Here is a 23,728-nt window from a genome sequence, read left to right on the forward strand (position 1 = left end):
TGTCTTTGTGATGAGCGCCTTTGGTTCTGTTTTGTCTAGCTCCCAGGAGAGTGGAAGGCGGCTTCAAAAGCTGTCAAGGCGGGCTTACCGGACGCTTTCAGTACGGCTGGGGCGACGCGCGTGGCGAACTCGGCGAGGCCGGTCCCGCCACGCCGCGCCGGGACCGACGGGATACGGCCCTCCCGGAGGCTGTCAGGCTTCGCGGTGTCGCGGTCTGGGGCGCAGCCGGGCGTTGGGCAGTTCCGGCGCGGGCAGTGCTTCGCCCCCGTCCGCCGTCACGGGGGCGAAGCGCGTCCCCCCGGCCCGGCCGTCGCGCTGCTCCTCCCACTGGGTGCGGGCGCGCACGATCTCCTCGTGGTCGCGGCCCACGAAGTTCCACCACATCACCAGGTCCTCGCTGAAGGGCTCCCCGCCCAGGAGAAGCAGGTGGGTGCGTTCGTCGGCGTGCACCCGTACGCCCTCCCGCCCGGTGCCCAGGTAGAGCAGGGAGCCGGGCACGACCCGGTGTCCGTGCGCTCGGACGGGACCGTCCAGGGGCAGCAGGCCGTGCTCGAAGGCGGGATCGACCGGAAGGTGCACGCTCTGGCCCGCCTCCACGATGATCTCCGCCCCCAACAGGGGCGTGTGGGTGCGCGCGGGTGAGCGGTGCCCGTCCATTTCTCCCATGATCACCGTGACCCGCGCTCCCGGCACGCTGAACTCCGGCAGGTCGGCGTGGTGCTCGAAGCGGGCGGCGCCCTCACGCGTGTCCGCGGGCAGGGCCACCCACAGTTGTGCGCCGTGGAGCAGACCGGGAGCACCGGAAGGGGTGCGTTCGGAATGGGCGATACCGTGCCCGGCGGTCATCAGGTTGAGCTGGCCGGGGCGGACCATCTGGTCCGAACCCAGGCCGTCCAGGTGGTGGACGGCGCCCTGGACCAGCCAGCTCACGGTCTGCAGTCCGATGTGGGGGTGGGGCGGCACCTGCATGCCCGCACCGACGGTGATGTCGGTGGGCCCGTAGACGTCGGCGAAGCACCAGGCGCCGACCATGCGGCGGTTCTTGCCGGGCAGGACGCGGTGGACCAGCATCGCGCGCGGTCCGCCCAGGGGGACTTCACGGGCTTCGAGGAGTTCGGTGTCGGGTTCGGGGCCGGTCCGGTCGACCTCGCCTCCGCAGACCCGCTGTTCGGTGGGATGGGGTTCTACGTTGCTCACGTGGTTGACGCTAACCCAGTCGGCCGCGGTGGCCGCGGACCGGCGTGCCCTGCCGGGCGGTCTCCGGCCACCGGCGCATGTGCCTTGTCCGGTGAGACCGGGCAGACCCCGGACCCGCAGGGGGTGTGCCCGCCCTCGGCGCGGACGGCGCCCTCGCTTGGAGGCAGGGACCGGTGTTTCCCGTGGGTCGGGAGGGGCCGAGGGGACATTCGTGGGTAGAAGTGGGTTGAGGATCCATGTCGGATGCTCACACACGGTTCGCCGGGAGGCAGCCATGAGCCATGTCCCCTCCGAGGTCGCCCCGGGTGTACACCGGCTCGGCGACCACCTCGTGAACTTCTACCTGGTGGAGACCGCCGAAGGGCTGGTCATGGTCGACGCGGGGCTGCCCGCCCACAGCGGCCGGTTCCTGGACACGGTCGCCTGGGTGGGCGGCAGACTGCGTGCCGTGGTGCTCACCCACGCCCATCCCGACCACACCGGGTTGGCCGAGCGCGCCCGGGACAAGGCCGGGGCCCGGGTGTGGGTGCACGAGGCCGACGCACCGATCCTGGACGACGGTCCCACCAGTTCGGTGATCCACGCCCGCCCTGAACGCCCGATGTTCTCCTACCTGGTGCGCCGCCCCAGTGCCGTCCAGACGCTGATGCGGTTGGGGTACGCGGGGGCCTTCAGCTCGGCACGGGTGCGTGAGTACACCACCTTCGGCCACGACCAGGTACTGGACGAGGTGCCGGGAGCGCCCCGGGTGCTGTCGGTTCCGGGGCACACCCCGGGCAGTTCCCTGGTGCTCTTCGAGGACCGCGGTGTGGTGTTCAGCGGTGACGCCCTGGTCACCGACGACCCCACCACCGGTTGTGTGGGGCCCCGGGTGGTGAGCCGGATGTCCACGCACGACTCCGTGCTGGCCCTGGAGTCGCTGGACAGGCTGGCCGCGCTGCCCGAGCACACGCTGGTACTGCCCGGGCACGGCGACCCTTTCACTGACGGGCCGCGCCTGGCGGCCGTGCGGGCCCGCTCCACGGGGGTGCGCTGAGCGGACCGCCGAGGCCGGCCGGGTCTGCGGGGACCGGCCGGAGGCCCCGGTCGGGGACGGCCCTCCGCCGTGGGCCCCAGGGGTGCGCTGTGGTGGGACAATGCACCCCATGTCCGTACGCGAACTCGTCGTCCTGGGAACCTCCAGCGCGGTGCCCACCCGTCAGCGCAACCACAACGGGTACTTCCTGCGCTGGGGCGACCAGGGGGTGCTGTTCGATCCCGGGGAGGGCACGCAGCGGCAGATGCGCTTCGCCGGGTTGGCCGCCAGCGACATCACCAGGATCTGTGTGACGCACTTCCACGGTGACCACAGCCTCGGTCTGCCCGGCACGATCCAGCGCATCTCCCGTGACCGGGTGCCGCACACGGTGCGGGTGGCCTACCCCGGCGCCGGAGAGGAGTACTGGCGCCGGTTGCGCCACGCCACGTCCTTCCACGACACCGACGTGATCCTCCCCCAGCCGGTGGGCGGATCGGGTAGCTGTCCGGTGGGGGAGGGGGAGCCCTTCACCGTGACGGCGCTGCCGCTGCGCCATTCGCTGCCCGCCTACGGGTACCGGCTGGCCGAACCGGACGGGTGGCGGATGCTGCCCGAGCGGCTTGAGCACTTCGGGGTGCGCGGTCCCGACGTCTCCCGTCTGCTGCGCGAGGGGTCGCTGGCGCTGGGGGACGGGCGGGTGGTGGACCTGTCCGACTGCGCGGAGCCCAGGCCCGGGCAGGTGTTCGCGTTCGTCATGGACACCGGGGTGTGCGCCCAGGCGGTGGAGCTGGCCCGGGGAGCGGACATGCTGGTCATCGAGTCCACCTACCTGGACTCCGAGGAGGAGTTGGCCGAGCGGTACGGGCACCTGACCGCACGGCAGGCCGGCAGGATCGCCGCACGGGCGGGTGTGCGCCTGCTGGTGCTGACCCACCTTTCGGAGCGCTACGAGGAGGACGAGGAGGAGCGTTTCGTGGCCCAGGCGGGTGAGGAGTTCGAGGGGACGGTGGTGTTGGCCGCCGACCTGGACCGGATTCCGCTGCCCGCGCGGCGCTGACCTGGGCTGTACTGCTCGACACGGATCAGGCGGGCACCTCAGGGTGGGTCGCGGAGACGGCGGCCTGCGAGGCGGGTACGGCGGTCTGGGCGATGAAGGCCCCGGTCACGATGACCGCTGCGCCGAGGAGCTGCACCGGGGTGAGCGCCTCGCCGAGCAGCACCCAGGCCAGCACGATCGCGGTGACCACCTCCAGGTAGGCCACACCTCCGGCGACCTGTGGAGACAGTCGCCTGATCGCCGAGACCCCGACGAAGTAGGCCAGAGAGGTGCACACCAGCCCCAGCCACAGCGCGACGCCCCAGCCCGGCAGGGGGACGCCGCCCAGCGGAAGCGGTTCGGCGAGCAGGCCCCACGGCAGGGCCCAGGGGCGGGCGAGCACGCCCAGCAGGACCGTGGCGACCAGGGCGCCGAAGGCGATCACCGCAAGGGGGTCGGTGTCCTCTCCCATGGCGTCGCCGAGCAGGAAGAACGTGGCCTGGGCGGCTGCGGCCCCCAGGGCCAGGCCGACGCCGATCGCGTCCAGGCGCATCCCCGCCCAGACCTCCAGCAGGAGTCCGAGCCCGGCCACGGCCAAAACCACGCCCGCCACCGCGGCGGGGGAGACCCGGTGGCGGCGCACCACCCGTACCCACAGCAGGACCAGCACCGGGCCGAGGAACTCCAGGAGCAGTGCGATCCCCACCGGGATGCGGGCGACGGCGGCGAAGTACAGGGCCTGGACACCGGCCATGGGGAAGACCCCGTAGGCCAGCAGCAGCAGGGGTCTGCGCCGGACGATGCGGCGGTGCCGGATCGCGACCGGGAACAGGATCAGTGCGGCGACGGCCAACCGCAGCCAGGTCACGTGCAGGGGGTCCATGCCCGCGTCCAGCAGGGGGCGGGCGAAGACCCCGGCCCCGCCGAAGGCCAGGGCGGAGGCGAGCGCGAAGGCCAGACCCGAGGGGCGGTGGCGGGCGGTGTGCGCGGACACGGGACGCTCCAGGGAGGGTATTGGGAGAGGGAAGGGATCGCGTCGAGCCCAGGGTGTGGCCGATCCGCGCGGAGGAGGTGAGGGGCGGACCCGACCACCGGGGGCCGGTCCGGAGTTCAGCCGGTGGGGCCGAGCTCCAACTGGGCCCAGGCCACGTCGTGCCAGGTGCCGTGTTTGTGGCCCACCCGCCGCATGACGCCCACGTCCTCGAACCCCATGGCCCGGTGCAGGCCCTGGCTGGCGTCGTTGGGCAGGGTCATGCAGGCGATGGCGGTGCGCATGCCCCGTTCGGCCAGGCGGGGCAGGAGTTCTGCGTACAGGGCCCGGCCCGCGCCGCGGCGGTGCCGCCCCCGTTGCAGGTAGACGCTGACCTCGCAGGTCCACCGGTAGGCGGAGCGGGCGCGGAAGGTGCCGCCGTAGGCGTAACCGGCCACCCCCTCCTCGTCCTCCAGGACGATCCACGCGTGCTCGCGCTGGGCCGCGGTGATGCGTTCGGCCATCTGCTCGGGCGAGGGCGGGGTGAGTTCGAAGGTGATGGCGGTGTCGGTGACGTAGGGCGCGTAGAGGGCCGTGCACGCCGCCGCGTCGGCGACGGTGGCGTCGCGGATACCGGGGCGTGTCAGCAGGGAATCCATAGTTGAACATGGTAAGCGATTGTGTCCACTATGGTGAACATATGAGCGACGAACTGGGCCCCGCCCTCGCCGTGACCCTGCAGACCCTGCGCCGGGACCGCGGCCTGAGCGGCGCCGCCCTGGCCGAACTCTCCGGGGTCTCCCGCGCCATGATCAGCCGGATCGAGAACGGGGACGCCCAGCCCACCGCCTCCCTGCTGGGCCGCCTGTCCGGAGCCCTGGGCATCACCCTGTCCGAACTGATCGCCCGGGCCGAACAGGGCGACCGCCGTCTGGCCCGGATGGACGAACAACCCACCTGGACCGACCCCGAGACCGGTTACCGCCGCCGCGCGGTCTCACCCACTTCCGGCGGACCGCTCGAACTGGTCGAGGTCGAACTTCCCCCCGGGGCACGGGTGGCCTACCCGGCCGAGTCCTACAGCTTCACCCACCACCAGATCTGGGTGCTGGAGGGCACACTCGCCTTCGGTGAGGGTGCGGAGGAGCACGTCCTGGACCGGGGGGACTGCCTCCAGCTCGGCCCCCCGGCGCCCTGTGAGTACCGCAACCCGACCGGGAGTCCCTGTCGCTACCTGGTGGCCGTCACCCGACGGGGTTAGGGCGGCCCCGGGCTACCCGGTCAGGGCCGCCAGGAAGGCCTGCAGTGCGGGGGCCTGGGGCGGGGCCGTGCGCAGGACCCGGTCACCGCGGCGGATGACGGTGTTCATCATGCCGCCGCCCAGCGGCCGGTCCCGGTCCCCGTCCTGGGAGTTGGTGGTCATGTTCGGTGTCGACTCCCTCGAAAGTCTCTGAAGCCGCGCGAAGACCCGCGGGTGCGATGCACCCTCCCATCGGCGGCGAAGGAACTCCGCGCCTGCTCCGCGAAGGTGCTCTCGCACCTGTCCAGCCTGCTGCTCAACCACCCGGTCGTGAGCGCACCCGGGGCCGACGCTTCGGGTGCGCTCACACCGGTTCGTGCCGTTGGCCGTCCCCCGACGGCTCCTGAAGCAGGTGCGGACAGGCGCCCCCGCCCTGGGGACTCGTGCCTCGTTCCTCAGTCGTTGGCGGCGCCCAGGTGGAGTTGGACGGCGGGCGCGGTACGCGCGACGAGCGTTTCGAAGTCGAGCTCGGCCAGTTGCGGGATGTGGGCAAGGTACCGGGCGAAGGCCACACCGACGAGCTGGGTCATCGCGAGGGCGAACCCGCCCTGCCGATCCGTGATGAGGGGGGTGACGCCCGGCCCGGTGATCGCGCCGGTGATCAGGGTGCGCATGCGTTCGGTGGCGGCCTCGTTTCCCAGCACCGACCGGGCCAGGACCTGCATCTGCGGTCCGGTGGCGGGGTTCTCCCACAGGCCCAGGTAGCCGCGGGTGAGGCGCTCGCCCTGGGTCTCCAAGGGTCCGGACAGGGCCTCGGTGAGTATGCCCTGCGCTTCCTCGGGCAGTTCCATGGTGGCGGCGAACAGGCCTTCCTTGTTGCCGAAGTAGTGCGAGAGCAGAGCGACGTCGAGGCCGACCCTGGTCGCGATCGAGCGCATCGTCGTGCCGCGGAAGCCCTTGGCGGCGAACTCCGCGCGCGCGGACTCCAGGATCCGCTCCTTGTTTCCGCCTTTGCTGCCAGCAGGCCTGCCCGTGCGCTCACCGTTCCTCATGGCCGCAGTCTACCCGGACATCATCAACTGTTGACATCATCAGTTGTTGAGTTGATGATGAAGGAGAAAGGAGGCTGCGCGGCACCAACAGCGGGGAAGACTTCGGACAGTGAGGTCCACGCGCCACAGGTGCCCTGCAGCCGCCCCTCACTCCGAACCGAGAGGAAACCGTCATGGCCGACACATCCGAGGGCTCCTCCGCCTCCGTCGGAACGTCCAGGACAACCTGTGCCGTGGTGGGCGGCGGACCGGCCGGGCTCGTCCTGGGACTCCTGCTCGCCCGTGCCGGAGTCCGGGTCACGGTGCTCGAAAAGCACGCGGACTTCCTGCGGGACTTTCGCGGCGACACCGTCCACCCCACGACCCTGGCCATGCTGGACGACCTCGGCCTCTTCGACCGCTTCGACGCCCTACCGCAGTCCCACCTGAAGCAGGCCGCCTTCACCTTCCCCGACGGACGGCAGGTCCCGGTCGCCGACTTCGGACGGCTGCCGCTGCGCCACCCCTACATCGCCATGGTGCCGCAGTGGGACCTGCTGAACCTGCTGGCCGAGGCAGCCGGCACGGAACCGACGTTCACGCTGCGCACCGAGCACGAGGTGACCGGCGTGGTCCGCGAGGGCGGCCGGGTGAGCGGCGTCGACTACGAAACCCCGGAGGGCCCGGGCCGACTCCACGCCGACCTGGTCGTGGCCTGCGACGGACGGTGGTCGGCGGTGCGGCGCGCCGTCGACCTGCCCAGCAGGGAGTTCCCCGTCGACTTCGACGTCTGGTGGTACCGCGTACCCACCCCCCGCCGGTTGGCCGAATCACTGCTGCCGCGCATGGCGAAGGGACGGGTCATCGTGACCATCCCGCGCGAAGGCTACGCACAGGTCGCGTACATAGGCCGGAAGGGGACCGATGCGGCACTGCGCGCGCGGGGTGTGCAGGCCCTCCGCGCCGAAACCGCCTCGATGATGCCCGAACTGGCCGAGGACGTCTCGGGAATCGCGTCGATGGACGACGTCAAACACCTCGACGTGCGCATGGACCGCCTGCGGCGCTGGCACGCACCCGGGGTGCTGTGCATCGGCGACGCCGCCCACGCCATGTCACCGGTCGGCGGTGTGGGCATCAACCTCGCCGTGCAGGACGCCGTCGCCGCCGCCCGCCTGCTCGCCCGCCCCCTGGCCCGCGGAGCCCTGACGAGTTCGGGGAGCAGGCGCTTCCTCGCTCGGGTGCAGCGGCGCCGCACCTTTCCCACGGTCGCCATCCAGGCCGTGCAACGCTTCGCGCACGCCCGCGTCATCGCTCCCGCGCTCAACGGCGAAGTGGCCGAACCGCCCCGCGGGCTCCTCGCCCTGGTCCGCCGCGTCCCCGCCCTGACCGCGCTGCCAGCGGCCTTCATCGGCATCGGCCCGCGGCCGGAAAGGGTGCCCGTGTGGGCCCGACGCACGGCACAGCAGGAGAACCCCACCCGCCCCTGAGGGGGCCGTCGACGGGATCGGGCCCAACGGGCGTGTTTACACCGGGGCAATACACTGGCAACACGAGCGGCGGCCGCCACCTGTAAGGGCCCTCGGGCGGCGCCCCGCCTGCTTCCAGACGATCGAGGTTCCCGACACAACGGCGTGCGGGCTGCCCGTTCCAGCGGTGAGAAGGGAACACACACGCATGCCGTTTTCCAATGGCGACCGGGAGGACCACCACCCGGGAGTCCGCAGCGCCTACGAGCACGTAGCGCGCCGCAACCCCGACGAGCCGGAGTTCCAGCAGGCTGTCCTGGAGGTACTCGACAGCCTCTCGCCCGCCCTGTCCCGACACCCCGAGTACGCCACCGAGCGCGTCCTGGAACGCCTCTGTGAGCCCGAGCGCCAGGTCATCTTCCGGGTGCCGTGGCGTGACGACCAGGGCAGGGTCCACGTCAACCGGGGCTTCCGGGTGGAGTTCAACAGCGCGCTCGGCCCCTACAAGGGCGGGTTGCGCTTCCACCCCAGCGTCAACCTCGGGGTGGTCAAGTTCCTGGGGTTCGAACAGATCTTCAAGAACGCGCTCACCGGAATGGGCATCGGCGGCGGCAAGGGCGGCAGCGACTTCGACCCCAAGGGGCGCTCGGCCACGGAGATCGAACGCTTCTGCCAGTCCTTCATGACCGAGTTGCACCGCCACCTGGGCGAGTACACTGACATCCCCGCCGGCGACATCGGGGTGGGCACCCGCGAGATCGGCTACCTGTTCGGGCAGTACCGGCGGCTGAGCAACCGCTGGGAGGCCGGGGTCATCACCGGCAAGGGCCTGGACTGGGGTGGTTCGGCGGTCCGTACCGAGGCCACGGGGTACGGGGCGGTGCTGTTCACCCAGCGGATGCTGGAGCGCAACGGCCGTGATCTGGACGGCATGCGCGTGGTGGTGTCGGGGTCGGGCAACGTGGCGATCTACGCGGTGGAGAAGGCCCAGCAGCTGGGCGCCACCGTGGTCGCCTGTTCCGACTCCACCGGCTACGTGGTGGATGACAAGGGCATCGACCTCGACCTGCTCAAGCAGGTCAAGGAGGTCGAGCGCGGACGGATCAGCGACTACGCGCAGCGGCGCGGCGCGGCGAAGTTCGTCGAGGGCGGCAGCGTGTGGGACGTTCCGTGCGAGGTCGCGCTGCCTTCGGCCACCCAGAACGAGCTGGGGGCCGAGGCGGCCCGGACCCTGGTGGACAACGGTGTGCTGGCGGTGGCCGAGGGCGCGAACATGCCCACCACCCCCGAGGCGGTCAAGGTCCTCCGGGAGGCCGGGGTGCTGTTCGCGCCCGGCAAGGCGGCCAACGCCGGCGGTGTGGCCACCAGCGTGCTGGAGATGCGGCAGAACGCGCGCCGCACCTCGTGGTCCTTCGAGCACGCGGAGTCGGAGCTGGCCGAGACGATGGCCGGGATCCACGACCGCTGCGAGGAGGCCGCGGAGCGGCACGGCGCCAGGGGCGACTACGTGCTGGGCGCCAACGTGGCCGGTTTCGAGATGGTCGCCGACGCGATGCTGGCCCAGGGGCTCATCTAGCCCGTGTTCTCGGGTGCCCCGAGGGCCCGTGAGCTTGGCCCGGGCCGGGGCCGACGCGTTCTGTCGGCCCCGGCCCGAGCATGGGGACCCGCGCCCCGGGCGAAGCAGGGGTCAGCTCACCACAGGTGGTGGACCTGGGGGCGGATGAGTTTGTCGTAGACCTCGCGCACCTGCGCGTGGGTCTTGGCGTCCAACGGGGGCAACTGCGCGGCGGCGGCGTTGCCGCGGGCCTGCTCGGCGTTGCGGGCGCCCGGGATGACCACGCTCACCCCGTCCTGGTCCAGGATCCAGCGCAGCGCGAACTGGGCCATGGTGGCGCCCTCGGGTACCAGCGGGCGCAGGCGCTCCACAGCCTCCAGTCCGGTCTCGTAGTCGATGCCCGAGAAGGTCTCGCCGCGGTCGAAGGCCTCACCGTGGCGGTTGAAGTTGCGGTGGTCGTCCTGGCCGAACCGGCTCTCGGCGGTGAACTTGCCCGACAGCAGACCGCTGGCCAGGGGGACTCGGGCGATGACACCGACCCCGGTCGCCCTGGCGGCGGGCAGAACGCGCTCCAGGGGCTTGTGGCGGAAGGCGTTGAGGATGATCTGGACGCTTGCCAGGTTCGGCCGGGCGATGGCGGCCAGGGCCTGGTCGCAGGTCTCGACCGACACCCCGTAGGCGCCTATGCGGCCCTCGTCGACCATGGCGTCCAGGTCGTCGAAGACCGCGTCGCTGTCGATGACGGTCGAGGGCGGGCAGTGCAACTGGACGAGGTCGATGGTGTCCACATCCAGGTTGCGGCGTGAGTCGTCGTTCCAGGCCCGGAAGTTGCCCGAGTTGTAGTGGGCGGGCTCCTGGGCCATGCGACGACCCATCTTGGTGGCCACGGTCAGATGGGGGTGCTCCTTGAGGAGCTGCCCGACGAGCCGTTCGCTGCGCCCGTCGCCGTAGACGTCAGCGGTGTCGATGAAGGTGACGCCCTCCTCCACCGCCGTGTGCAGGGCGCTCATGGCGTCTGGTTCGCTGACCTCGCCCCAGGCGGAGCCGATCTGCCAGGCACCGAAGCCCACGGCGCCGACGTCGGCGATGGTACCGAGTACACGTGTGTCCATGCACGTGATCCTAGGCCCTCTGGAATCGCTCCCAGGCGGGCCTTTGGCCCCGGACCGGATTCGGGGAGGGGCCAGGAGCCGCCAACCGGCCCGTGCGGCTGGCCGGCCGGACGCGAGGTCAGTCCGTCAGGCCGCGCTCGGCCCGGTACTGATCGAGCAGTTCCTCGTGGTCGGCCTCCACGAGGCGGGCGGGACGCCCCAGCAGTGCGCCGATGCTCTCGGCCGCCCGTTCGGCCCTTTCCGGGGTGGCGCAGATGGCCGCGACCACGCTCTCCCCCGTGCCCGCGGGGTGCTCCTCCTCGGGCTCGGTGCGCGCGGCCAGACTCCAGGGGACCTCGCAGGGGCCGGAGTGGTCGGGTTCGGGGCACAGCAGCAGTGCCACACGGCTGTTGGCCGCCATCACCTCCCCGAAGTCGGCGTAACCGGACACGATGACCTCGAAGGTGCGGATCCGGTCGCTCATGTGTGCGCTCCTCCCTCGAAACCGTGGGCCGTGTTCCACTCCCCGGTCAGGATCCGGTCTTCCCGCACGCTGTCAGGCCAGGCGCGCCGAAGACCGTTGCCGCGGCCACCGCCGTACCCGGGGGAGCTCGTGGTCGGCCCCGTCGCCCGGGGCCCTGCCGCCGTCTGGGGCGAAGGTACACCTCGGAGCCGGTTCGGTGCGCTCACCGACGACCTATCGCCGGTGACGGGGGAGCGGGCGACCCGTTGCCGGGAAACCCGTTGCCCGGAGCGGAACGGAGCCCTGGGGTCACGGCTCATGAACGACCTCCGCACCGACCCGCCCTTCATCGCCGACGAGCGCACGATGCTGAACAGCTGGCTGGACTGGCACCGCCAGACCCTTGCGGTCAAGTGCCAGGGTCTGTCTGCTCCGCAGCTACGCGTGGGCCGTGTTCCACTCCCCGGTCAGGATCCGGTCTTCCCGCACGCTGTCAGGCCAGGCGCGCCGAAGACCGTTGCCGCGGCCACCGCCGTACCCGGGGGAGCTCGTGGTCGGCCCCGTCGCCCGGGGCCCTGCCGCCGTCTGGGGCGAAGGTACACCTCGGAGCCGGTTCGGTGCGCTCACCGACGACCTATCGCCGGTGACGGGGGAGCGGGCGACCCGTTGCCGGGAAACCCGTTGCCCGGAGCGGAACGGAGCCCTGGGGTCACGGCTCATGAACGACCTCCGCACCGACCCGCCCTTCATCGCCGACGAGCGCACGATGCTGAACAGCTGGCTGGACTGGCACCGCCAGACCCTTGCGGTCAAGTGCCAGGGTCTGTCTGCTCCGCAGCTACGCGTGGGCCGTGTTCCACTCCCCGGTCAGGATCCGGTCTTCCCGCACGCTGTCAGGCCAGGCGCGCCGAAGACCGTTGCCGCGGCCACCGCCGTACCCGGGGGAGCTCGTGGTCGGCCCCGTCGCCCGGGGCCCTGCCGCCGTCTGGGGCGAAGGTACACCTCGGAGCCGGTTCGGTGCGCTCACCGACGACCTATCGCCGGTGACGGGGGAGCGGGCGACCCGTTGCCGGGAAACCCGTTGCCCGGAGCGGAACGGAGCCCTGGGGTCACGGCTCATGAACGACCTCCGCACCGACCCGCCCTTCATCGCCGACGAGCGCACGATGCTGAACAGCTGGCTGGACTGGCACCGCCAGACCCTTGCGGTCAAGTGCCAGGGTCTGTCTGCTCCGCAGCTACGCGAACGCTCCGCCCCGCCCTCGCCGATGTCCCTGCTGGGCCTGGTCCGGCACATGGCCTACGTGGAGCACATGTGGTTCCGCGTCGTCCTCAACGGGGAGGAGTACCACTGCCCGGTCAAGACCCCCGACAACCCCGACGGTGACTTCCTGGAGGTGGACGCCGCCCCGCCCGAGGAGGCCTTCGCGCTGTGGCGGGCCGAGATCGAGCACGCCCGCGAGGTGTCCGAGGGATTGCCGCTGGAGGCGGTGGGCAAGGCCCGGCGGCATGGTGAGGACTGCTCGTACCGCTGGATCCTGGTGCATATGATCGAGGAGTACGCCCGCCACAACGGTCACGCCGACCTCATTCGCGAGCGGATCGACGGGGCCACGGGGGAGTAGTCAGCCCTCGGGCCCGCACGGGCCCGAGGGGTTCCGGTGCAGGCCCTGCCGCACTCCGCGTCAGGAAGAGGCCTCCCGTTCGAAAGCCGGCCCGGGCGGGCGCCCGGTTCCGGGTGGTGCGCTCTCAGTCGGGCGGGTCGGCGGCGCGCAGTTCCTCGTTCATGCGCTTGGCCTCCTCCAGCTGGTCCTCCAGGATGATGATCCTGCACGCGGCCTCGATCTGGGTGCCCTCGTCCACGAGTTCACGCGCCCGGGCGGCGATCCTGAGCTGGTAGCGGGAGTAACGGCGGTGTCCGCCCTCCGAGCGCAGCGGCTCGATCAGCCGGGCCTGGCCCAGGGCGCGCAGGAACGCCGGCGTGGTGCCGAGCATCTCCGCGGCGTTGCCCACCGTGTAGGCGGGGTAGTCGTCATCGTCGAACCGGTCACCGGTTGCGGGACGGGACAAGCGCTTCTCTTTCTCTCCTGATCGCACGTCGAGGGCCCCAGCGCCAAACGGCGCTGGGGCCCGAGAGTTCATTACCACCTACCGGCTGATGCCGGTCTTCCGCTTCCCGAGGTCAAGCTGGGACGGGATAGCGGGGATCGCGGTTGTGTGACCGTGGACCACCTTCTTCCGAACCGGGGCCTGCGGTACCCGGGCTGTGTTCTCGCGCGCCCAGGCGATCCTGATGGCAACTACTCCTCTCGATCTCAATCCGTGCACTTCTCACTACTACGGTGCTACCGGCCCCCGACGCCTACAACCATGCGCCGGTCAAGCCTTACTGCGCCTTTCGTCCTGCTCGGCGTCCCCCGTGCGGGCGGGACTCCGTCCTGCGGTGACGCGTACTGCTGTCCTACCGGCTCCCGGCGTCTTGAAGCACGTGCACGCTGGCCGAGCCGTCCTGCTCTCTTCCTTGTTGCGCGGCCTTCCCCGTGCGGGCGGAAAGCCGCTTCCCGCGGTACTGCGGTCCTGCTCTCCACCGGCGTATCCGGTGGTCATGCTGGTGGATCTCTGTTCCTACGACAGGAAATCTAACAGCACCCCAAGGGGATGTCTACAGTGGCCGCTATAGATTTTTTCGTGTCCCGCGAGGAGGTATCCGAGCTGGCCGCCAGAGGGCGACGGTTGGGGACATTTCACCGTGGAGAGAAACCCGAGCATGCCCTTCGAAGCCCCCGACGACCCTGGCGCACACGGACAGCCCTCGTTGACCGAAGGGCCGGACACCGACCCCGCCTGGGCGAGCGCCCCTGACTCCCTCGGCAAAGGCGGAGCCGAGAACACGACCGTCACGGTGCGGGACACGAGTGCGCGCATCATCGCCCTGGACACCCGTTTCGGCGCCCGTGACGTGGTGGCCACGGCGGTCGGGGCAGCCGCACTGGCGCGCCGCTTCGCAGCAGGGTTCGCCGACCACAGGGACGTCCTGGCAGCCGCCTCGGAGGCACACCAGGTCGCCGGGTGGATCGCCTTCGACTCCGAACACCAGGACCTGTCCAGACGGATGAGCGCGACAGCCCTGCGGCTCGCCCGGGCGGCCGGGGACCGGTCCATGGAGTACTTCGTACTCAGCCAACTGGCCATGCAGGACGTCCACCTCCGCCGACCGGCCGAGGCCGCACGGATCTGCGACACCGCAATGTCCGGCGGTGTCCGGGGGAGCGCGGCCACCCTGTTCACCCTCCGCGCCGCGCGGGCCGCCGCCCAGTCAGGCGAACACGCCCGCGCCCGACTCCTGATCCGCCACACACGCGCTCGCCACCTGGACGGAACCCGACCGGAGGATCCGGCATGGGCGTGGTGGCTGACCGAGGCGGAGATCAGCTGGCACCACGCCATGACCCTGGCCGACGCCGGGGACTGGGGGCAGGCCGCCGAATTCTTCCACGCCGCCTGCCGGGGAGCCCCGCACCACGGACGATCGATCGCCGTCTACCGGGCGAGCCTGCTGTGTGCACTTGCCAGAGCCCGTTCCTGGGACGAGGCCGAGACCGTGCTGGTGCGCGACGTCCTGCCCCACCGGGGAGAGGTGGCCTCGGTGCGCACCCGACGCATACTCGACCATGCCGCCCGCCTGCTGGACGGCGCCCGCCGCAGGCCCTCCCTGCGCGAGGCGGCCCGCCAGCTCTGACCAGCGCCTCTGACCCGCTGTCACCAGCGTGTCCGGGGAACCTCTCAGAGCCTGGTCTTGGACAGGTCCTTGACCACGGTGCGCTCGGGTCGGAAACGGACCAGGCGCGCGTCGTCGGCGTAGTGCCGGAAGTCCGGATGCCAGGCCGTTTGGTCCTCGCCCAGGTAACGGCTCAGCTTGCGTCGGGCGAGCGCCGGGTCGAAGGGCACCACCTCGGCTCTGCCCCGCATGATCACCTGGAGGAACTCCATCCGCTCCAGGTCACAGGTGTCCACCGCCACGGCGGTACGCGGGTGGCGTTCCAGGTGCTTGGCCATGACCGCGTACTCCCCGGTGATCCACCACAGGCATCCCTGCTCCCACAGGAACCAGACCGGTCTGACCGTGGGTTCGCCGGAGGTGTTGGTGGTGGCCACCCGGGCGACCAGGGGACGGGCAAGAAAATCGTCGACGTCGAAGGGCGGGTCCTGCCGAGGGCTGCCGGGGATGTCGGTCACCCCTTCAGGCTAGGTCGCGCTCCAGCACGGGAGAAGAGGCCCCCGAAGGCTGTGGAAAACCCGTTGGCCGCAGGGGACCGGAGCGCCACAATGTGCGGATGGTCGATCGATGCTTCTCCCACCCGGACCTGGCCGAGCTCTACGACTACTTCGACCACTGGCAGGTCTCACCACAGGACGACTTCTACCTCGACCTGGTGATGGGAGCCCGCTCGGTCCTGGACGTGGGCTGCGGAACCGGCAAGATCCATCGGGTGGCGCGCGAGCGCGGGCACACCGGTCGCCTGGTGGGGCTGGATCCGGCCGACGCGATGCTGGAGGTGGGCCGCCGCGAGCGGGACGACGTCGAGTGGACCCTGGGCGATCTGGTCGCGGGTCCCTACGACGGGGAGGCCGAACCGCTGGAGGAGGGCGGGTTCGACCTGGTCATCATGTCCGGGCACGCCTTCCAGGTGTTCCTCACCGACGAGGAGGTGTACGCCAACCTGGCCGCGGTGCGCAGGATGCTGGCCGACGACGGCCGGTTCGTGTTCGAGACCCGCAACCCCGCCGTGCGGGGCTGGGAGGCCTGGACCCCCGAACGGGCACGCACCGTGGCGGGCCCGGACGGGCACAGGGCCACCTGTGTGCACCGCCTGCGAGGGGTCGAGGGCGACCTGGTCACCTTCACCTCCGACTTCAGCGTCGAGGGCTGGGCGCGATCCCAGTCCAGCCGCAGCACCCTGCGGTTCCTGGACGCGGAGACCCTCAACGCCTTTCTTGCCGGTGCCGGGCTGGCGGTGAGCGCCCAGTACGGGTACTGGGACCGCAGCCCGCTCACCGGCACGAGCCCGGAGATCATCACCTTCGCCCGCCCGGCCTGAGAACCGGCGCCGGGGCGGGGTAGGTACGGGGCACCGGAAAGCTCACGGAGCTGAGGGAGGTGCCCGTGTTCGTCTTCTACAACAGCCGGTGGGGCTGCATGACGTCCCTGCTGGTATCGATCGCGCTGACCGCGCTGCTGTTGTTCCTGCTGAGCTCCTGCTGATCCGCGGTGCGCCTGAGGGGTGCCGGATTCACCGGGGCGGGGGGAGCCCGGGCAGGCCGTCGATACTGGTGGCGTTGCGTTCGAGCCAGTAGTTGTCGAAGTACTCCGGACCGTTGCGTTCGTGGTACCGGTCCAACAGGTCGCGGTCCTCACGCAGGTCCATCAGGGGCACGGAGAACCCGCAGGAGTCCGCGATGCGCTGGACCTCGACCACGACGATCGAACGCTGGCCGAGGGTGCGCTCCTTGGGGAAGCGGGAGCGCAGTTCGTCGAACTCGGGGGTGCCGGGCAGGACGGCGCGGCCCTGCCCGTGTAGGCGGACGATGTTCGGCGGCCCCTCGAAGGCGCAGAACATCAGCACGATGCGACCGTTCTCCCGCAGGTGGGCGATGGTCTCGGTGCCCGACCCGGTGTAGTCGAGGTAGGCCACCCGGTGTTCGCCGAGTACGGCGAAGGTGCCGCCCATGCCCTTGGGGGAGACGTTGACGTGGCCCCGGGAGTCCAGCGGTGCCGTGCCGACGAAGAAGACCGGTTGGTCGAGGAGGAACCGTTCCAGCCGGGGCCCGATGGTCTCGTGGATCTTTCCCATGGCCGAAAGTGTGGCACGCGGACGTTCCCCGGCCGCGGGGAGGTCGCACGGCCGGGGGCCGCGCGGCTCAGGGGGCGGCGGACGGGGATTCGTCGATCTGGCTCTGGATACCGTCCAGCAGCGCGTTGAGACCGAAGCGGAAGGTCTCCCAGGCTTCCTGCTCCAGGTAGGGCTCCTCGGGATCCGCGTTGTCGAAGGCGCCGCCCTGGCTCATCAGGGTCAGGGTGGGGAAGCGTTCGGAGAAGTCCACCGCCACCTCCTCCAGTTGGGCGGAGCGGGCGTACCACCACTCGTCCTCGGCGATCCCCGTCACGGTCTGGGCCTGGCGGGCCTCCGCGGCGGTACGGACCATGCCTCGGACCAGGTTGAACAGGCTGCCGTAGGCGCTGCTGATGGCCTTGGGGCCGAGCCCCGCGCGGTGGAGGACCGCGGCCAACGCCTCGAAGAGCCGGTAGTCGTTGGGTCCCAGGACCGGACGTGCCTGGGAGATCTCCAGGCTCCAGGGGTGGCGCAGGTAGAAGCGCCACAGGTTCCCGGCCCAGTCCAGGACGGCCTCGCGCCAACCCGTTCTGTCGTCGGTGTCCTGCAGGGTGGGTGCCTTTTCCCACTCGCGTACCAGTTCACCGAAGGCGTGGTCGTACATGAGGTCGATGAGTTCGTTCTTGCTGGCCACGTAGGTGTACAGGGACATCGCGGTGCGGCCGAGCCGTTCACCCACGGCGCGCATGGACAGGGCCTGCATTCCCTCGGTGTCGGCGACCTCGATGGCGGTCTCCACCACCAGGTCCACGCTCAGCTGTGCCTTGGGGCCGGGGCCGGTGCGTTCGGTCGGCTCCTGGCCGCGCCACAGCAGCGCCATGGAGCGGCGCGGGTCGCCCTGTCCGGCGTAGACCACCACTTGCATCTCCTTACTTAATAAACTAATGTTCGCTGGCTGTTAGTTTACTGCATAAGGATTTCCCAGGACCCTGAGGAGCAGCTTGCCTTCCGAACCCACCACCATGGCGGACACCCACGACACCATCGAGGTCCGCGGGGCCAGGGAGAACAACCTCGACAACGTCTCCCTGGACATCCCCAAGCGGAGGCTGAGCGTCTTCACCGGCCTGTCCGGCTCGGGCAAGTCATCGCTCGTCTTCGGCACCATCGCCGCCGAGTCCCAGCGGCTGATCAACGAGACCTACACAGCTTTCCTGCAGTCCTTCATGCCCAGTGTGGGCCGGCCGGACGTGGACGCACTGCGCAACCTCAGCGCGGCGATCATCGTGGACCAGGAGCGGATGGGCGCCAACTCGCGCTCGACCGTGGGCACCGCCACCGACGCCCACGCGATGCTGCGGATCGTCTTCAGCCGGGCGGGCACCCCGCACCTGGAGCCCTCCAGTGTCTTCAGCTTCAACAACTCCGAAGGCATGTGCCCCGAGTGCGAGGGGCTGGGCCGCACCAACCAGATCGACGTGGCGGAGCTCTACGACCGGGACCTGTCCCTGAACGAGGGCGCCATCACGGTCCCCGGGTACGCGGTCGGCAACTGGTACTGGCAGGTCTTCGCCCACTCCGGACTGCTGGACCCGGACCGGAAGCTGCGCGACTACACCGACGAGGAGTGGCAGTCCTTCCTGCACCATCCCGCCACCAAGGTGAAGGTCGGCACCAGCAACCTGTCCTACGAGGGCCTGGTCCCCAAGATCAAACGGACCTACCTGGCCAAGGACCGGGAGAAGATGCAGTCCTCCGTCCGCGCCTTCGTGGACCGGGCCGTGGTCTTCTCGGTCTGCCCCGAGTGCGCGGGTACCCGGCTCAACCCCGCGGCACGGCAGGTCAGGGTCAACGGGCGCACCATCACCGAGTGTGCCTCCATGCAGATCAGCGACCTGGCCGAGTTCGTCCGGGGCATCGACGAGCCCTCCGTCAAACCGCTCGTGGACAACCTCGCCCACACCCTGGGCTCCCTGGTGGAGGTGGGGTTGGGCTACCTGAGCCTGGACCGGGAGTCGGGCACGCTGTCCGGCGGCGAGGCCCAGCGGGTCAAGATGGTCCGCCACCTGGGCTCCAGCCTCAGCGACGTCACCTACGTCTTCGACGAGCCCACCGTGGGCCTGCACCCGCACGACATCGAGCGGATGAACAACCTCCTGCTCAGCCTGCGCGACAACGGCAACACCGTGCTGGTGGTCGAGCACAAGCCCGAGACCATCGCCATCGCGGACCACGTCGTGGATCTGGGCCCGGGCGCCGGACCCGACGGCGGCACGGTCACCTACACCGGAGACGTGGCCGGGCTGCGCGAGTCGGGCACGCTGACCGGGCGCCACCTGGACCACCGGGCCCGACTCCGGGAGAGCGTGCGCACCCCCACCGGGGCCATCCCCGTCCGCGGGGCCAGCTCGCACAACCTGCGGGACGTGTCGGTGGACATTCCGCTGGGTGTGCTCACCGTGGTCACCGGAGTGGCGGGTTCGGGCAAGAGCTCACTCATCCACGGGGCGCTGCCCGGCCGCGAGGACGTGGTGGTGGTCGACCAGTCGGCGATCCGGGGGTCGCGCCGCTCCAACCCGGCCACCTACACCGGGCTGCTGGACCCGATCCGCACCGCCTTCGCCCGCGCCAACAAGGTCAAGTCCTCCCTGTTCAGTGCGAACTCCGAGGGGGCGTGCGGTGAGTGCAAGGGGGCCGGCCTCATCTACACCGACCTGGCGATGATGGCCGGGGTCGCCTCCACCTGCGAGAAGTGTGAGGGGCGCCGGTTCAGGGCCGAGGTACTCGAACACAAGCTCCGCGGCAGGGACATCAGCCAGGTGCTGGCCATGTCCGTGGTGGAGGCGCGCGACTTCTTCACCTCGGGCAACGCCCGCACCATCCTGGACCGGATGTACGACGTGGGCCTGGGGTACCTGGGGTTGGGCCAGCCGCTGACCACCCTGTCCGGTGGTGAGCGCCAGCGCCTGAAGCTGGCCGTCTCCATGTCCAGGAAGGGCGCGGTGTACGTGCTCGACGAGCCCACCACCGGCCTGCACCTGGCCGACGTGGACCGGCTGTTGGCGCTGTTGGACCGTCTGGTGGACGACGGCAACACGGTGGTGGTGATCGAGCACCACCAGGCCGTCATGGCCCATGCCGACCACATCATCGACCTCGGTCCCGGAGCGGGCCACGACGGTGGCCGGGTCGTGTTCGAGGGCACCCCCGCCGAGTTGGTGGACGGGGCGGAGACCCTGACCGCCCGCCACCTGCGCGCCTACCTGGGGCGCCAGGCACAGGACGGTTAGGACGAGGACGATGCCGCCCGGTGCGGGGCCCGTCCCGGGGGACGGGCCCCGCACCGCGCCTCTACGAACCCGGGCACCGGTCCCGAAGACGCACTGTGGCTTCATTTCCGGTTCCGGTGTGATGAGGAGCTGTCATGATCTGCGAATGCAGATAAGAGAAGCCACCACGGCCGACTGGCCTGCCATTTGGCCGTTCTTCCACAGGATCGTCGCCGCGGGAGAGACGTTCACCTTCCCCACGGACCTCGGTGAGGGGGAGGGGCGCGGCTGGTGGTTGCTGCCCGAACCCGACCGGACGGTGGTCGCCGTGGACGGGTCCGGCACGGTCCTGGGCACGGCAAAGATGAACCGCAACCACATGGGCAACGCCGCCCATATCGCCTCCGCCAGCTACATGGTCGACCCCGCCCGCACCGGCCAGGGGGTGGGGCGCGCGCTGTGCGAGTACTCCCTGGACTGGGCGCGTGACGCGGGCTACCGGGCCATGCAGTTCAACGCGGTCGTGGCAACCAACACCAATGCGGTGCGACTGTACGAGTCGCTCGGCTTCGAGGTGGCGGGCACGCTGTCGGAGGGCTTCCGCCACCCCGTGCACGGCTACGTCGGTCTGCACGTCATGTACCGACTGCTCTGAGCACCATCCCGCCACGGCCGCGGGCGGCCTGTTCAGCTCTGCTCGTCGAACCGCTCGCGTGCGCGCTCGACCTCGGGCATGTTGACCGTGGTCCAGCGCAGCAACGCGTCGATGAGGTCCTGGAGCGTCTTTCCGAGCGATGAGATGCGGTACTCGACGGCGAGCGGGCGCGTGCTCACCACGATCCGATCGACCATCCCGTTGCGCTCCAGGCGCCGCAGGGTCGCGGTGAGGGACTTCTGGGTGACGGCGGGGATCGCCCGGCGCAGTTCGCTGAAGCGCGAGGGCTGCTCGCACAGCCGGTCGAGCACGTGGAGCGACCACTTGTCGAGTATCTGGTCGAGCAGTTCTCGGTGCTCCGCGCTGATCTGGGGCGGGGTGGCCGGGGAGTGGGCGGTTTCCTGCATGACACCTGGTCTCGTTGAGGTTCCCTTTGGCTACCTAGTAGACATTGGATACCGGAAAACGCCAAACGGAGGAACCTTCCATGAGTGTGCAGCTGCTGACCCCCGAGGGCATGTTCCAGCCCGTCCCCTACCACCACGTCGCGATCGGCACGGGCACCCGTCAGGTGCACGTGGCCGGTCAGATCGCGCGCGACGCGGACGCCGACCTCATCGCGACCGGCGACCTCACCGGTCAGGTCGAGCAGGTCCTGCGCAACGCCGCGCGCGGCCTGGCCGGCGCGGGGGCGACCTTCTCCGACGTCGTACGTCTGCGCTTCTTCCTCACCGGCTGGGGCCCTGACAAGGGAGAGAAGGTGGGTGCGTTCATGGCGGGCATCGAGAACGTCACCGACGAACTCGGGCTTCCGCGGCCGCTGCCTCCGGTGTCGGCCATCGGCGTCGACTACCTGTTCGAGCCCGACGTGCTCGTCGAGGTCGAGGCCTACGCCGTCCTGGACTGACCGTCGTCGGCAGCCTCCGAGTCCGTTCGGACCGGAGGCTGCCCCGCGATACTGGCCCGCATGACGAATCCATTCGCCCACGCACCCTTCTCCCGCATCAAGATCCGAGTCGGCGCCCTGGTGTTCTGCGAGGAGGAGGTCGCGCTCATCCGCCGCGACCGCCCCGGCTCCGTCCACTACACGCCACCCGGTGAGAATGTCGAACCCGGCGAGGAGCTGCAGGCCGCGCTCCGGCGCGAACTGCACGAGGAGTTGGAGCTGCCCCCGGGCCGGGTCGGCACGCCGGAACTGCTGTGGGTGGTGGACCAGCGCGTCACCCGGCCGGGACCCACCCCGCCGCGCAAGCTCCACCTGCTCTACCGCCTGCACGTCACCCCTGAGATGCGCGACGTACTTGCGACCGAGGAGTACGACGAGCTACCCGGCGGGGGCCACGAGGTGGGCGTCGTCGAGTGGGTGGACTACCGGCGAACCGCAGACCTACCGCTCTTTCCGCCGATCGGACCGGCTCTGGCCGCTCTGCCCGATCCTCACGCGGTCGTCGCCGACGCCGCCCTGGCAGCGGTCACCGACGACAACTACGTGTGGGTCTAGGCTGCCCACAGCGGGGAACCGGCCCCACGCGTTGCGACGACTCCCCGCTGCAGGGTCCTGTCGGGGTCTGCCGCGGCTGTCCGCTGTTGCGCGACCTCTCCTCCGGGCGGGAGATGCCCCTTCCCGGGAGGCGGTCCCGGGGCCGACGGCTTCAGCGCGGCCCGGGCGGAACGGGACGCGCACGCCTTCGAGCCCGCCGGGTCTTCATCGAGCCGAGGCCCTCGGGCCGGGCGGACCCTCACCACGGTCCGGGCCCGGGTGCGCCCCCCTCCCGTGAAACGCAGGGCACCGACTGCGGGCGAGTCGTCCGGCTGCGCGGAGGAGCGAGCACTCACGACCTTCGCAGCAGGCCCAGGCCCAGGCCGGTGACGCTGTGCAGCACGTATCGGCCCTCCTGACGGCTCTGCACGAGGCGGGCCTCGCGGAGCACGTTCAGGTGCTTGCTCGCCGTGGCGGGGGAAACGGTGAGCCTGCGGGCCAGGCCCGTCGTGGTGCACACCCCGCCCTCGGCCACCAGCTCCAGGAGCCGGGAGCGCGTGGGTCCCAGGAGCGGGGCGAGGCCGACTGGGTGCGGGGCCGGTCGTGCCCAGCCGAGGCTGTGCTCGATCGGGTGGACCAGTACCGGGGGGAGACCGGGGTCGGCGAGCGCCACGGGCCTGCCCCAGCAGAAGAAGGAGGGCACCAGGAGCAGGCCGCGGCCTTGCAGGTGGAGTTCGCGGTCGAAGGGGTAGTCGGTCTCCAGAACGGGTGACCTCCAGAGCGCGGTGGGGCCCAGAGAGGCCAGGAGCGCTTCGGAACCACCGCCCCGCAGGGCACGTGCACGGTGCACCAGGTCCGCGTGTACCTGGGCGCGAACCCGGGTCCAGAACGGCGCGAGCGCGGCGCGGTGGTAGGTGCGAAGGGCACCGCCGAGCAGGCGCATGGACCCGGCCTCGCCCGAGGCCAGCCAGCCGAGCGGCGAGGGCGAGCGGACGTGGTCGGCCAGGGTACCCAGCTCCTGACGGATTCGGGGGACCGGTGTGGTCAGCACGGACTCGATACCGAGGTCGGGGTCGGGGTCCGCGTCGGTCGGGGTGAGGAAGTCGGGGCAGTAGTTCCCGTAGGGGACCAGCGCCAACAGCAACCGCAGCGCCCGTTCCCGGGGGCCGCCGTCCAGCAGCGTCCGGTGCGCGGCTTCCCGCCATTCGTCGAAGAAGAGGGCGCCCTGCCTGTGCTGCAGCATGTGGAGGCTGTTGACGGTCTCCCACAGGGGGTTGGCGGAGTCGGCCAGGCGTAGGCGCATGAGATCGTCACTACTGAAATAAATGCGCAGCTTTGTGCTGGTTTTTGACATTTCTGACTTTCCCGCTTGCGGCCATGTTGTCGCCAGGAGGAAAACGTACACACGAACCCGAAAACGAGT

25 protein-coding genes and 2 pseudogenes are annotated in these 23,728 nt (G+C 70.5%); 14 read left to right on the forward strand and 13 right to left on the reverse strand.

The window, feature by feature from the left end; translation table 11 throughout:
* Positions 1-192 precede the first annotated feature (192 nt).
* The gene (locus tag AC0VYD_RS13515) at positions 193-1,197 is read right to left on the reverse strand and encodes a pirin family protein (RefSeq protein ID WP_475475883.1); all 1,005 of its coding nucleotides are present in this window, start codon (positions 1,195-1,197) and stop codon (positions 193-195) included.
* Between the two features lie 274 nt (positions 1,198-1,471).
* Here AC0VYD_RS13515 and AC0VYD_RS13520 point away from each other — a divergent pair, with 274 nt between their 5' ends.
* Both AC0VYD_RS13520 and AC0VYD_RS13525 read left to right on the forward strand, forming a co-directional pair.
* Positions 1,472-2,233, forward strand: a complete 762-nt coding sequence (locus AC0VYD_RS13520) for an MBL fold metallo-hydrolase (protein ID WP_475475884.1) — start codon at positions 1,472-1,474, stop codon at positions 2,231-2,233.
* Between the two features lie 109 nt (positions 2,234-2,342).
* The gene (locus tag AC0VYD_RS13525) at positions 2,343-3,272 is read left to right on the forward strand and encodes a ribonuclease Z (protein WP_475480261.1); all 930 of its coding nucleotides are present in this window, start codon (positions 2,343-2,345) and stop codon (positions 3,270-3,272) included.
* A 25-nt stretch (positions 3,273-3,297) separates the two neighbouring features.
* Here the strand turns inward: AC0VYD_RS13525 and AC0VYD_RS13530 are convergent, their stop codons facing one another.
* Entirely contained in the window at positions 3,298-4,245 is a 948-nt protein-coding gene (locus AC0VYD_RS13530) for an EamA family transporter (protein ID WP_475475885.1), read from the reverse strand.
* Positions 4,246-4,361: 116 nt separating this feature from the next.
* Positions 4,362-4,880, reverse strand: a complete 519-nt coding sequence (locus AC0VYD_RS13535) for an N-acetyltransferase family protein (protein WP_475475886.1) — start codon at positions 4,878-4,880, stop codon at positions 4,362-4,364.
* Positions 4,881-4,921: 41 nt separating this feature from the next.
* On the opposite strand from AC0VYD_RS13535, the gene AC0VYD_RS13540 reads away from it, so the two are divergent.
* Positions 4,922-5,482, forward strand: coding sequence for a helix-turn-helix domain-containing protein (locus AC0VYD_RS13540; protein ID WP_475475887.1), 561 nt, complete (start codon positions 4,922-4,924; stop codon positions 5,480-5,482).
* 12 nt (positions 5,483-5,494) lie between these two features.
* On the opposite strand, the gene AC0VYD_RS13545 is transcribed toward AC0VYD_RS13540, so the two are convergent.
* Positions 5,495-5,644: a hypothetical protein gene (locus tag AC0VYD_RS13545; protein ID WP_475475888.1), complete on the reverse strand. Its 150-nt coding sequence runs from the start codon at positions 5,642-5,644 to the stop codon at positions 5,495-5,497.
* 272 nt (positions 5,645-5,916) lie between these two features.
* Positions 5,917-6,513 (reverse strand): TetR/AcrR family transcriptional regulator, encoded by a 597-nt coding sequence (locus AC0VYD_RS13550; RefSeq protein ID WP_475475889.1) that lies wholly within the window; start codon positions 6,511-6,513, stop codon positions 5,917-5,919.
* Positions 6,514-6,686: 173 nt separating this feature from the next.
* Between AC0VYD_RS13550 and AC0VYD_RS13555 the strand changes: the two genes are divergently transcribed.
* Positions 6,687-7,982 (forward strand): FAD-dependent oxidoreductase, encoded by a 1,296-nt coding sequence (locus AC0VYD_RS13555; RefSeq protein WP_475475890.1) that lies wholly within the window; start codon positions 6,687-6,689, stop codon positions 7,980-7,982.
* Positions 7,983-8,169: 187 nt separating this feature from the next.
* Complete coding sequence (gene gdhA, locus AC0VYD_RS13560; RefSeq protein WP_475475891.1) at positions 8,170-9,537, forward strand: NADP-specific glutamate dehydrogenase; 1,368 nt, start codon at positions 8,170-8,172, stop codon at positions 9,535-9,537.
* Between the two features lie 116 nt (positions 9,538-9,653).
* On the opposite strand, the gene AC0VYD_RS13565 is transcribed toward gdhA, so the two are convergent.
* Together AC0VYD_RS13565 and AC0VYD_RS13570 are read right to left on the reverse strand one after the other, a co-directional pair.
* Complete coding sequence (locus AC0VYD_RS13565; RefSeq protein WP_475475892.1) at positions 9,654-10,628, reverse strand: aldo/keto reductase; 975 nt, start codon at positions 10,626-10,628, stop codon at positions 9,654-9,656.
* Between the two features lie 118 nt (positions 10,629-10,746).
* Positions 10,747-11,091 carry a hypothetical protein gene (locus AC0VYD_RS13570; RefSeq protein WP_475475893.1) on the reverse strand — a complete coding sequence of 115 codons (345 nt, stop codon included), beginning with the start codon at positions 11,089-11,091 and terminating at the stop codon, positions 10,747-10,749.
* A 297-nt stretch (positions 11,092-11,388) separates the two neighbouring features.
* Between AC0VYD_RS13570 and AC0VYD_RS13575 the strand changes: the two are divergent.
* The 3 genes and pseudogenes from AC0VYD_RS13575 to AC0VYD_RS13585 form a co-directional block, all read left to right on the forward strand.
* A pseudogene (locus AC0VYD_RS13575) lies at positions 11,389-11,529 on the forward strand (Mini-circle protein); the annotation flags it as partial.
* A 259-nt stretch (positions 11,530-11,788) separates the two neighbouring features.
* Positions 11,789-11,929 (forward strand): annotated as a pseudogene (locus tag AC0VYD_RS13580) (Mini-circle protein); the annotation flags it as partial.
* A 259-nt stretch (positions 11,930-12,188) separates the two neighbouring features.
* Positions 12,189-12,695, forward strand: a complete 507-nt coding sequence (locus AC0VYD_RS13585; protein WP_475475894.1) for a DinB family protein — start codon at positions 12,189-12,191, stop codon at positions 12,693-12,695.
* A gap of 124 nt (positions 12,696-12,819) precedes the next feature.
* On the opposite strand, the gene AC0VYD_RS13590 is transcribed toward AC0VYD_RS13585, so the two are convergent.
* Entirely contained in the window at positions 12,820-13,140 is a 321-nt protein-coding gene (locus AC0VYD_RS13590) for a MerR family transcriptional regulator (protein ID WP_475475895.1), read from the reverse strand.
* 697 nt (positions 13,141-13,837) lie between these two features.
* On the opposite strand from AC0VYD_RS13590, the gene AC0VYD_RS13595 reads away from it, so the two are divergent.
* Complete coding sequence (locus tag AC0VYD_RS13595) at positions 13,838-14,809, forward strand: DNA-binding protein (RefSeq protein WP_475475896.1); 972 nt, start codon at positions 13,838-13,840, stop codon at positions 14,807-14,809.
* Positions 14,810-14,853: 44 nt separating this feature from the next.
* On the opposite strand, the gene AC0VYD_RS13600 is transcribed toward AC0VYD_RS13595, so the two are convergent.
* Positions 14,854-15,306, reverse strand: a complete 453-nt coding sequence (locus tag AC0VYD_RS13600; protein WP_475475897.1) for a pyridoxamine 5'-phosphate oxidase family protein — start codon at positions 15,304-15,306, stop codon at positions 14,854-14,856.
* Positions 15,307-15,404: 98 nt separating this feature from the next.
* Between AC0VYD_RS13600 and AC0VYD_RS13605 the strand changes: the two genes are divergently transcribed.
* Positions 15,405-16,169, forward strand: coding sequence for a class I SAM-dependent methyltransferase (locus AC0VYD_RS13605; protein ID WP_475475898.1), 765 nt, complete (start codon positions 15,405-15,407; stop codon positions 16,167-16,169).
* Between the two features lie 192 nt (positions 16,170-16,361).
* Here the strand turns inward: AC0VYD_RS13605 and AC0VYD_RS13610 are convergent, their stop codons facing one another.
* Both AC0VYD_RS13610 and AC0VYD_RS13615 read right to left on the reverse strand, forming a co-directional pair.
* Positions 16,362-16,922: a pyridoxamine 5'-phosphate oxidase family protein gene (locus AC0VYD_RS13610; protein WP_475475899.1), complete on the reverse strand. Its 561-nt coding sequence runs from the start codon at positions 16,920-16,922 to the stop codon at positions 16,362-16,364.
* Between the two features lie 67 nt (positions 16,923-16,989).
* The gene (locus AC0VYD_RS13615; RefSeq protein ID WP_475475900.1) at positions 16,990-17,820 is read right to left on the reverse strand and encodes a TetR/AcrR family transcriptional regulator; all 831 of its coding nucleotides are present in this window, start codon (positions 17,818-17,820) and stop codon (positions 16,990-16,992) included.
* Positions 17,821-17,902: 82 nt separating this feature from the next.
* On the opposite strand from AC0VYD_RS13615, the gene AC0VYD_RS13620 reads away from it, so the two are divergent.
* Complete coding sequence (locus AC0VYD_RS13620) at positions 17,903-20,191, forward strand: ATP-binding cassette domain-containing protein (RefSeq protein ID WP_475475901.1); 2,289 nt, start codon at positions 17,903-17,905, stop codon at positions 20,189-20,191.
* A 145-nt stretch (positions 20,192-20,336) separates the two neighbouring features.
* On the forward strand, positions 20,337-20,825 hold the full coding sequence (locus tag AC0VYD_RS13625; protein WP_475475902.1) for an N-acetyltransferase family protein: 489 nt from the start codon (positions 20,337-20,339) through the stop codon (positions 20,823-20,825).
* A 32-nt stretch (positions 20,826-20,857) separates the two neighbouring features.
* Here the strand turns inward: AC0VYD_RS13625 and AC0VYD_RS13630 are convergent, their stop codons facing one another.
* Positions 20,858-21,232, reverse strand: a complete 375-nt coding sequence (locus AC0VYD_RS13630; RefSeq protein ID WP_475475903.1) for a winged helix-turn-helix transcriptional regulator — start codon at positions 21,230-21,232, stop codon at positions 20,858-20,860.
* A gap of 80 nt (positions 21,233-21,312) precedes the next feature.
* On the opposite strand from AC0VYD_RS13630, the gene AC0VYD_RS13635 reads away from it, so the two are divergent.
* The gene (locus tag AC0VYD_RS13635; protein WP_475475904.1) at positions 21,313-21,732 is read left to right on the forward strand and encodes a RidA family protein; all 420 of its coding nucleotides are present in this window, start codon (positions 21,313-21,315) and stop codon (positions 21,730-21,732) included.
* Between the two features lie 60 nt (positions 21,733-21,792).
* Positions 21,793-22,326 carry an NUDIX domain-containing protein gene (locus AC0VYD_RS13640; protein WP_475475905.1) on the forward strand — a complete coding sequence of 178 codons (534 nt, stop codon included), beginning with the start codon at positions 21,793-21,795 and terminating at the stop codon, positions 22,324-22,326.
* 331 nt (positions 22,327-22,657) lie between these two features.
* Here AC0VYD_RS13640 and AC0VYD_RS13645 read toward each other — a convergent pair whose 3' ends face one another.
* The gene (locus AC0VYD_RS13645) at positions 22,658-23,659 is read right to left on the reverse strand and encodes an ArsR/SmtB family transcription factor (RefSeq protein ID WP_475475906.1); all 1,002 of its coding nucleotides are present in this window, start codon (positions 23,657-23,659) and stop codon (positions 22,658-22,660) included.
* Positions 23,660-23,728 lie beyond the last annotated feature (69 nt).

Source organism: Nocardiopsis sp. iso_40 (assembly GCF_056173285.1).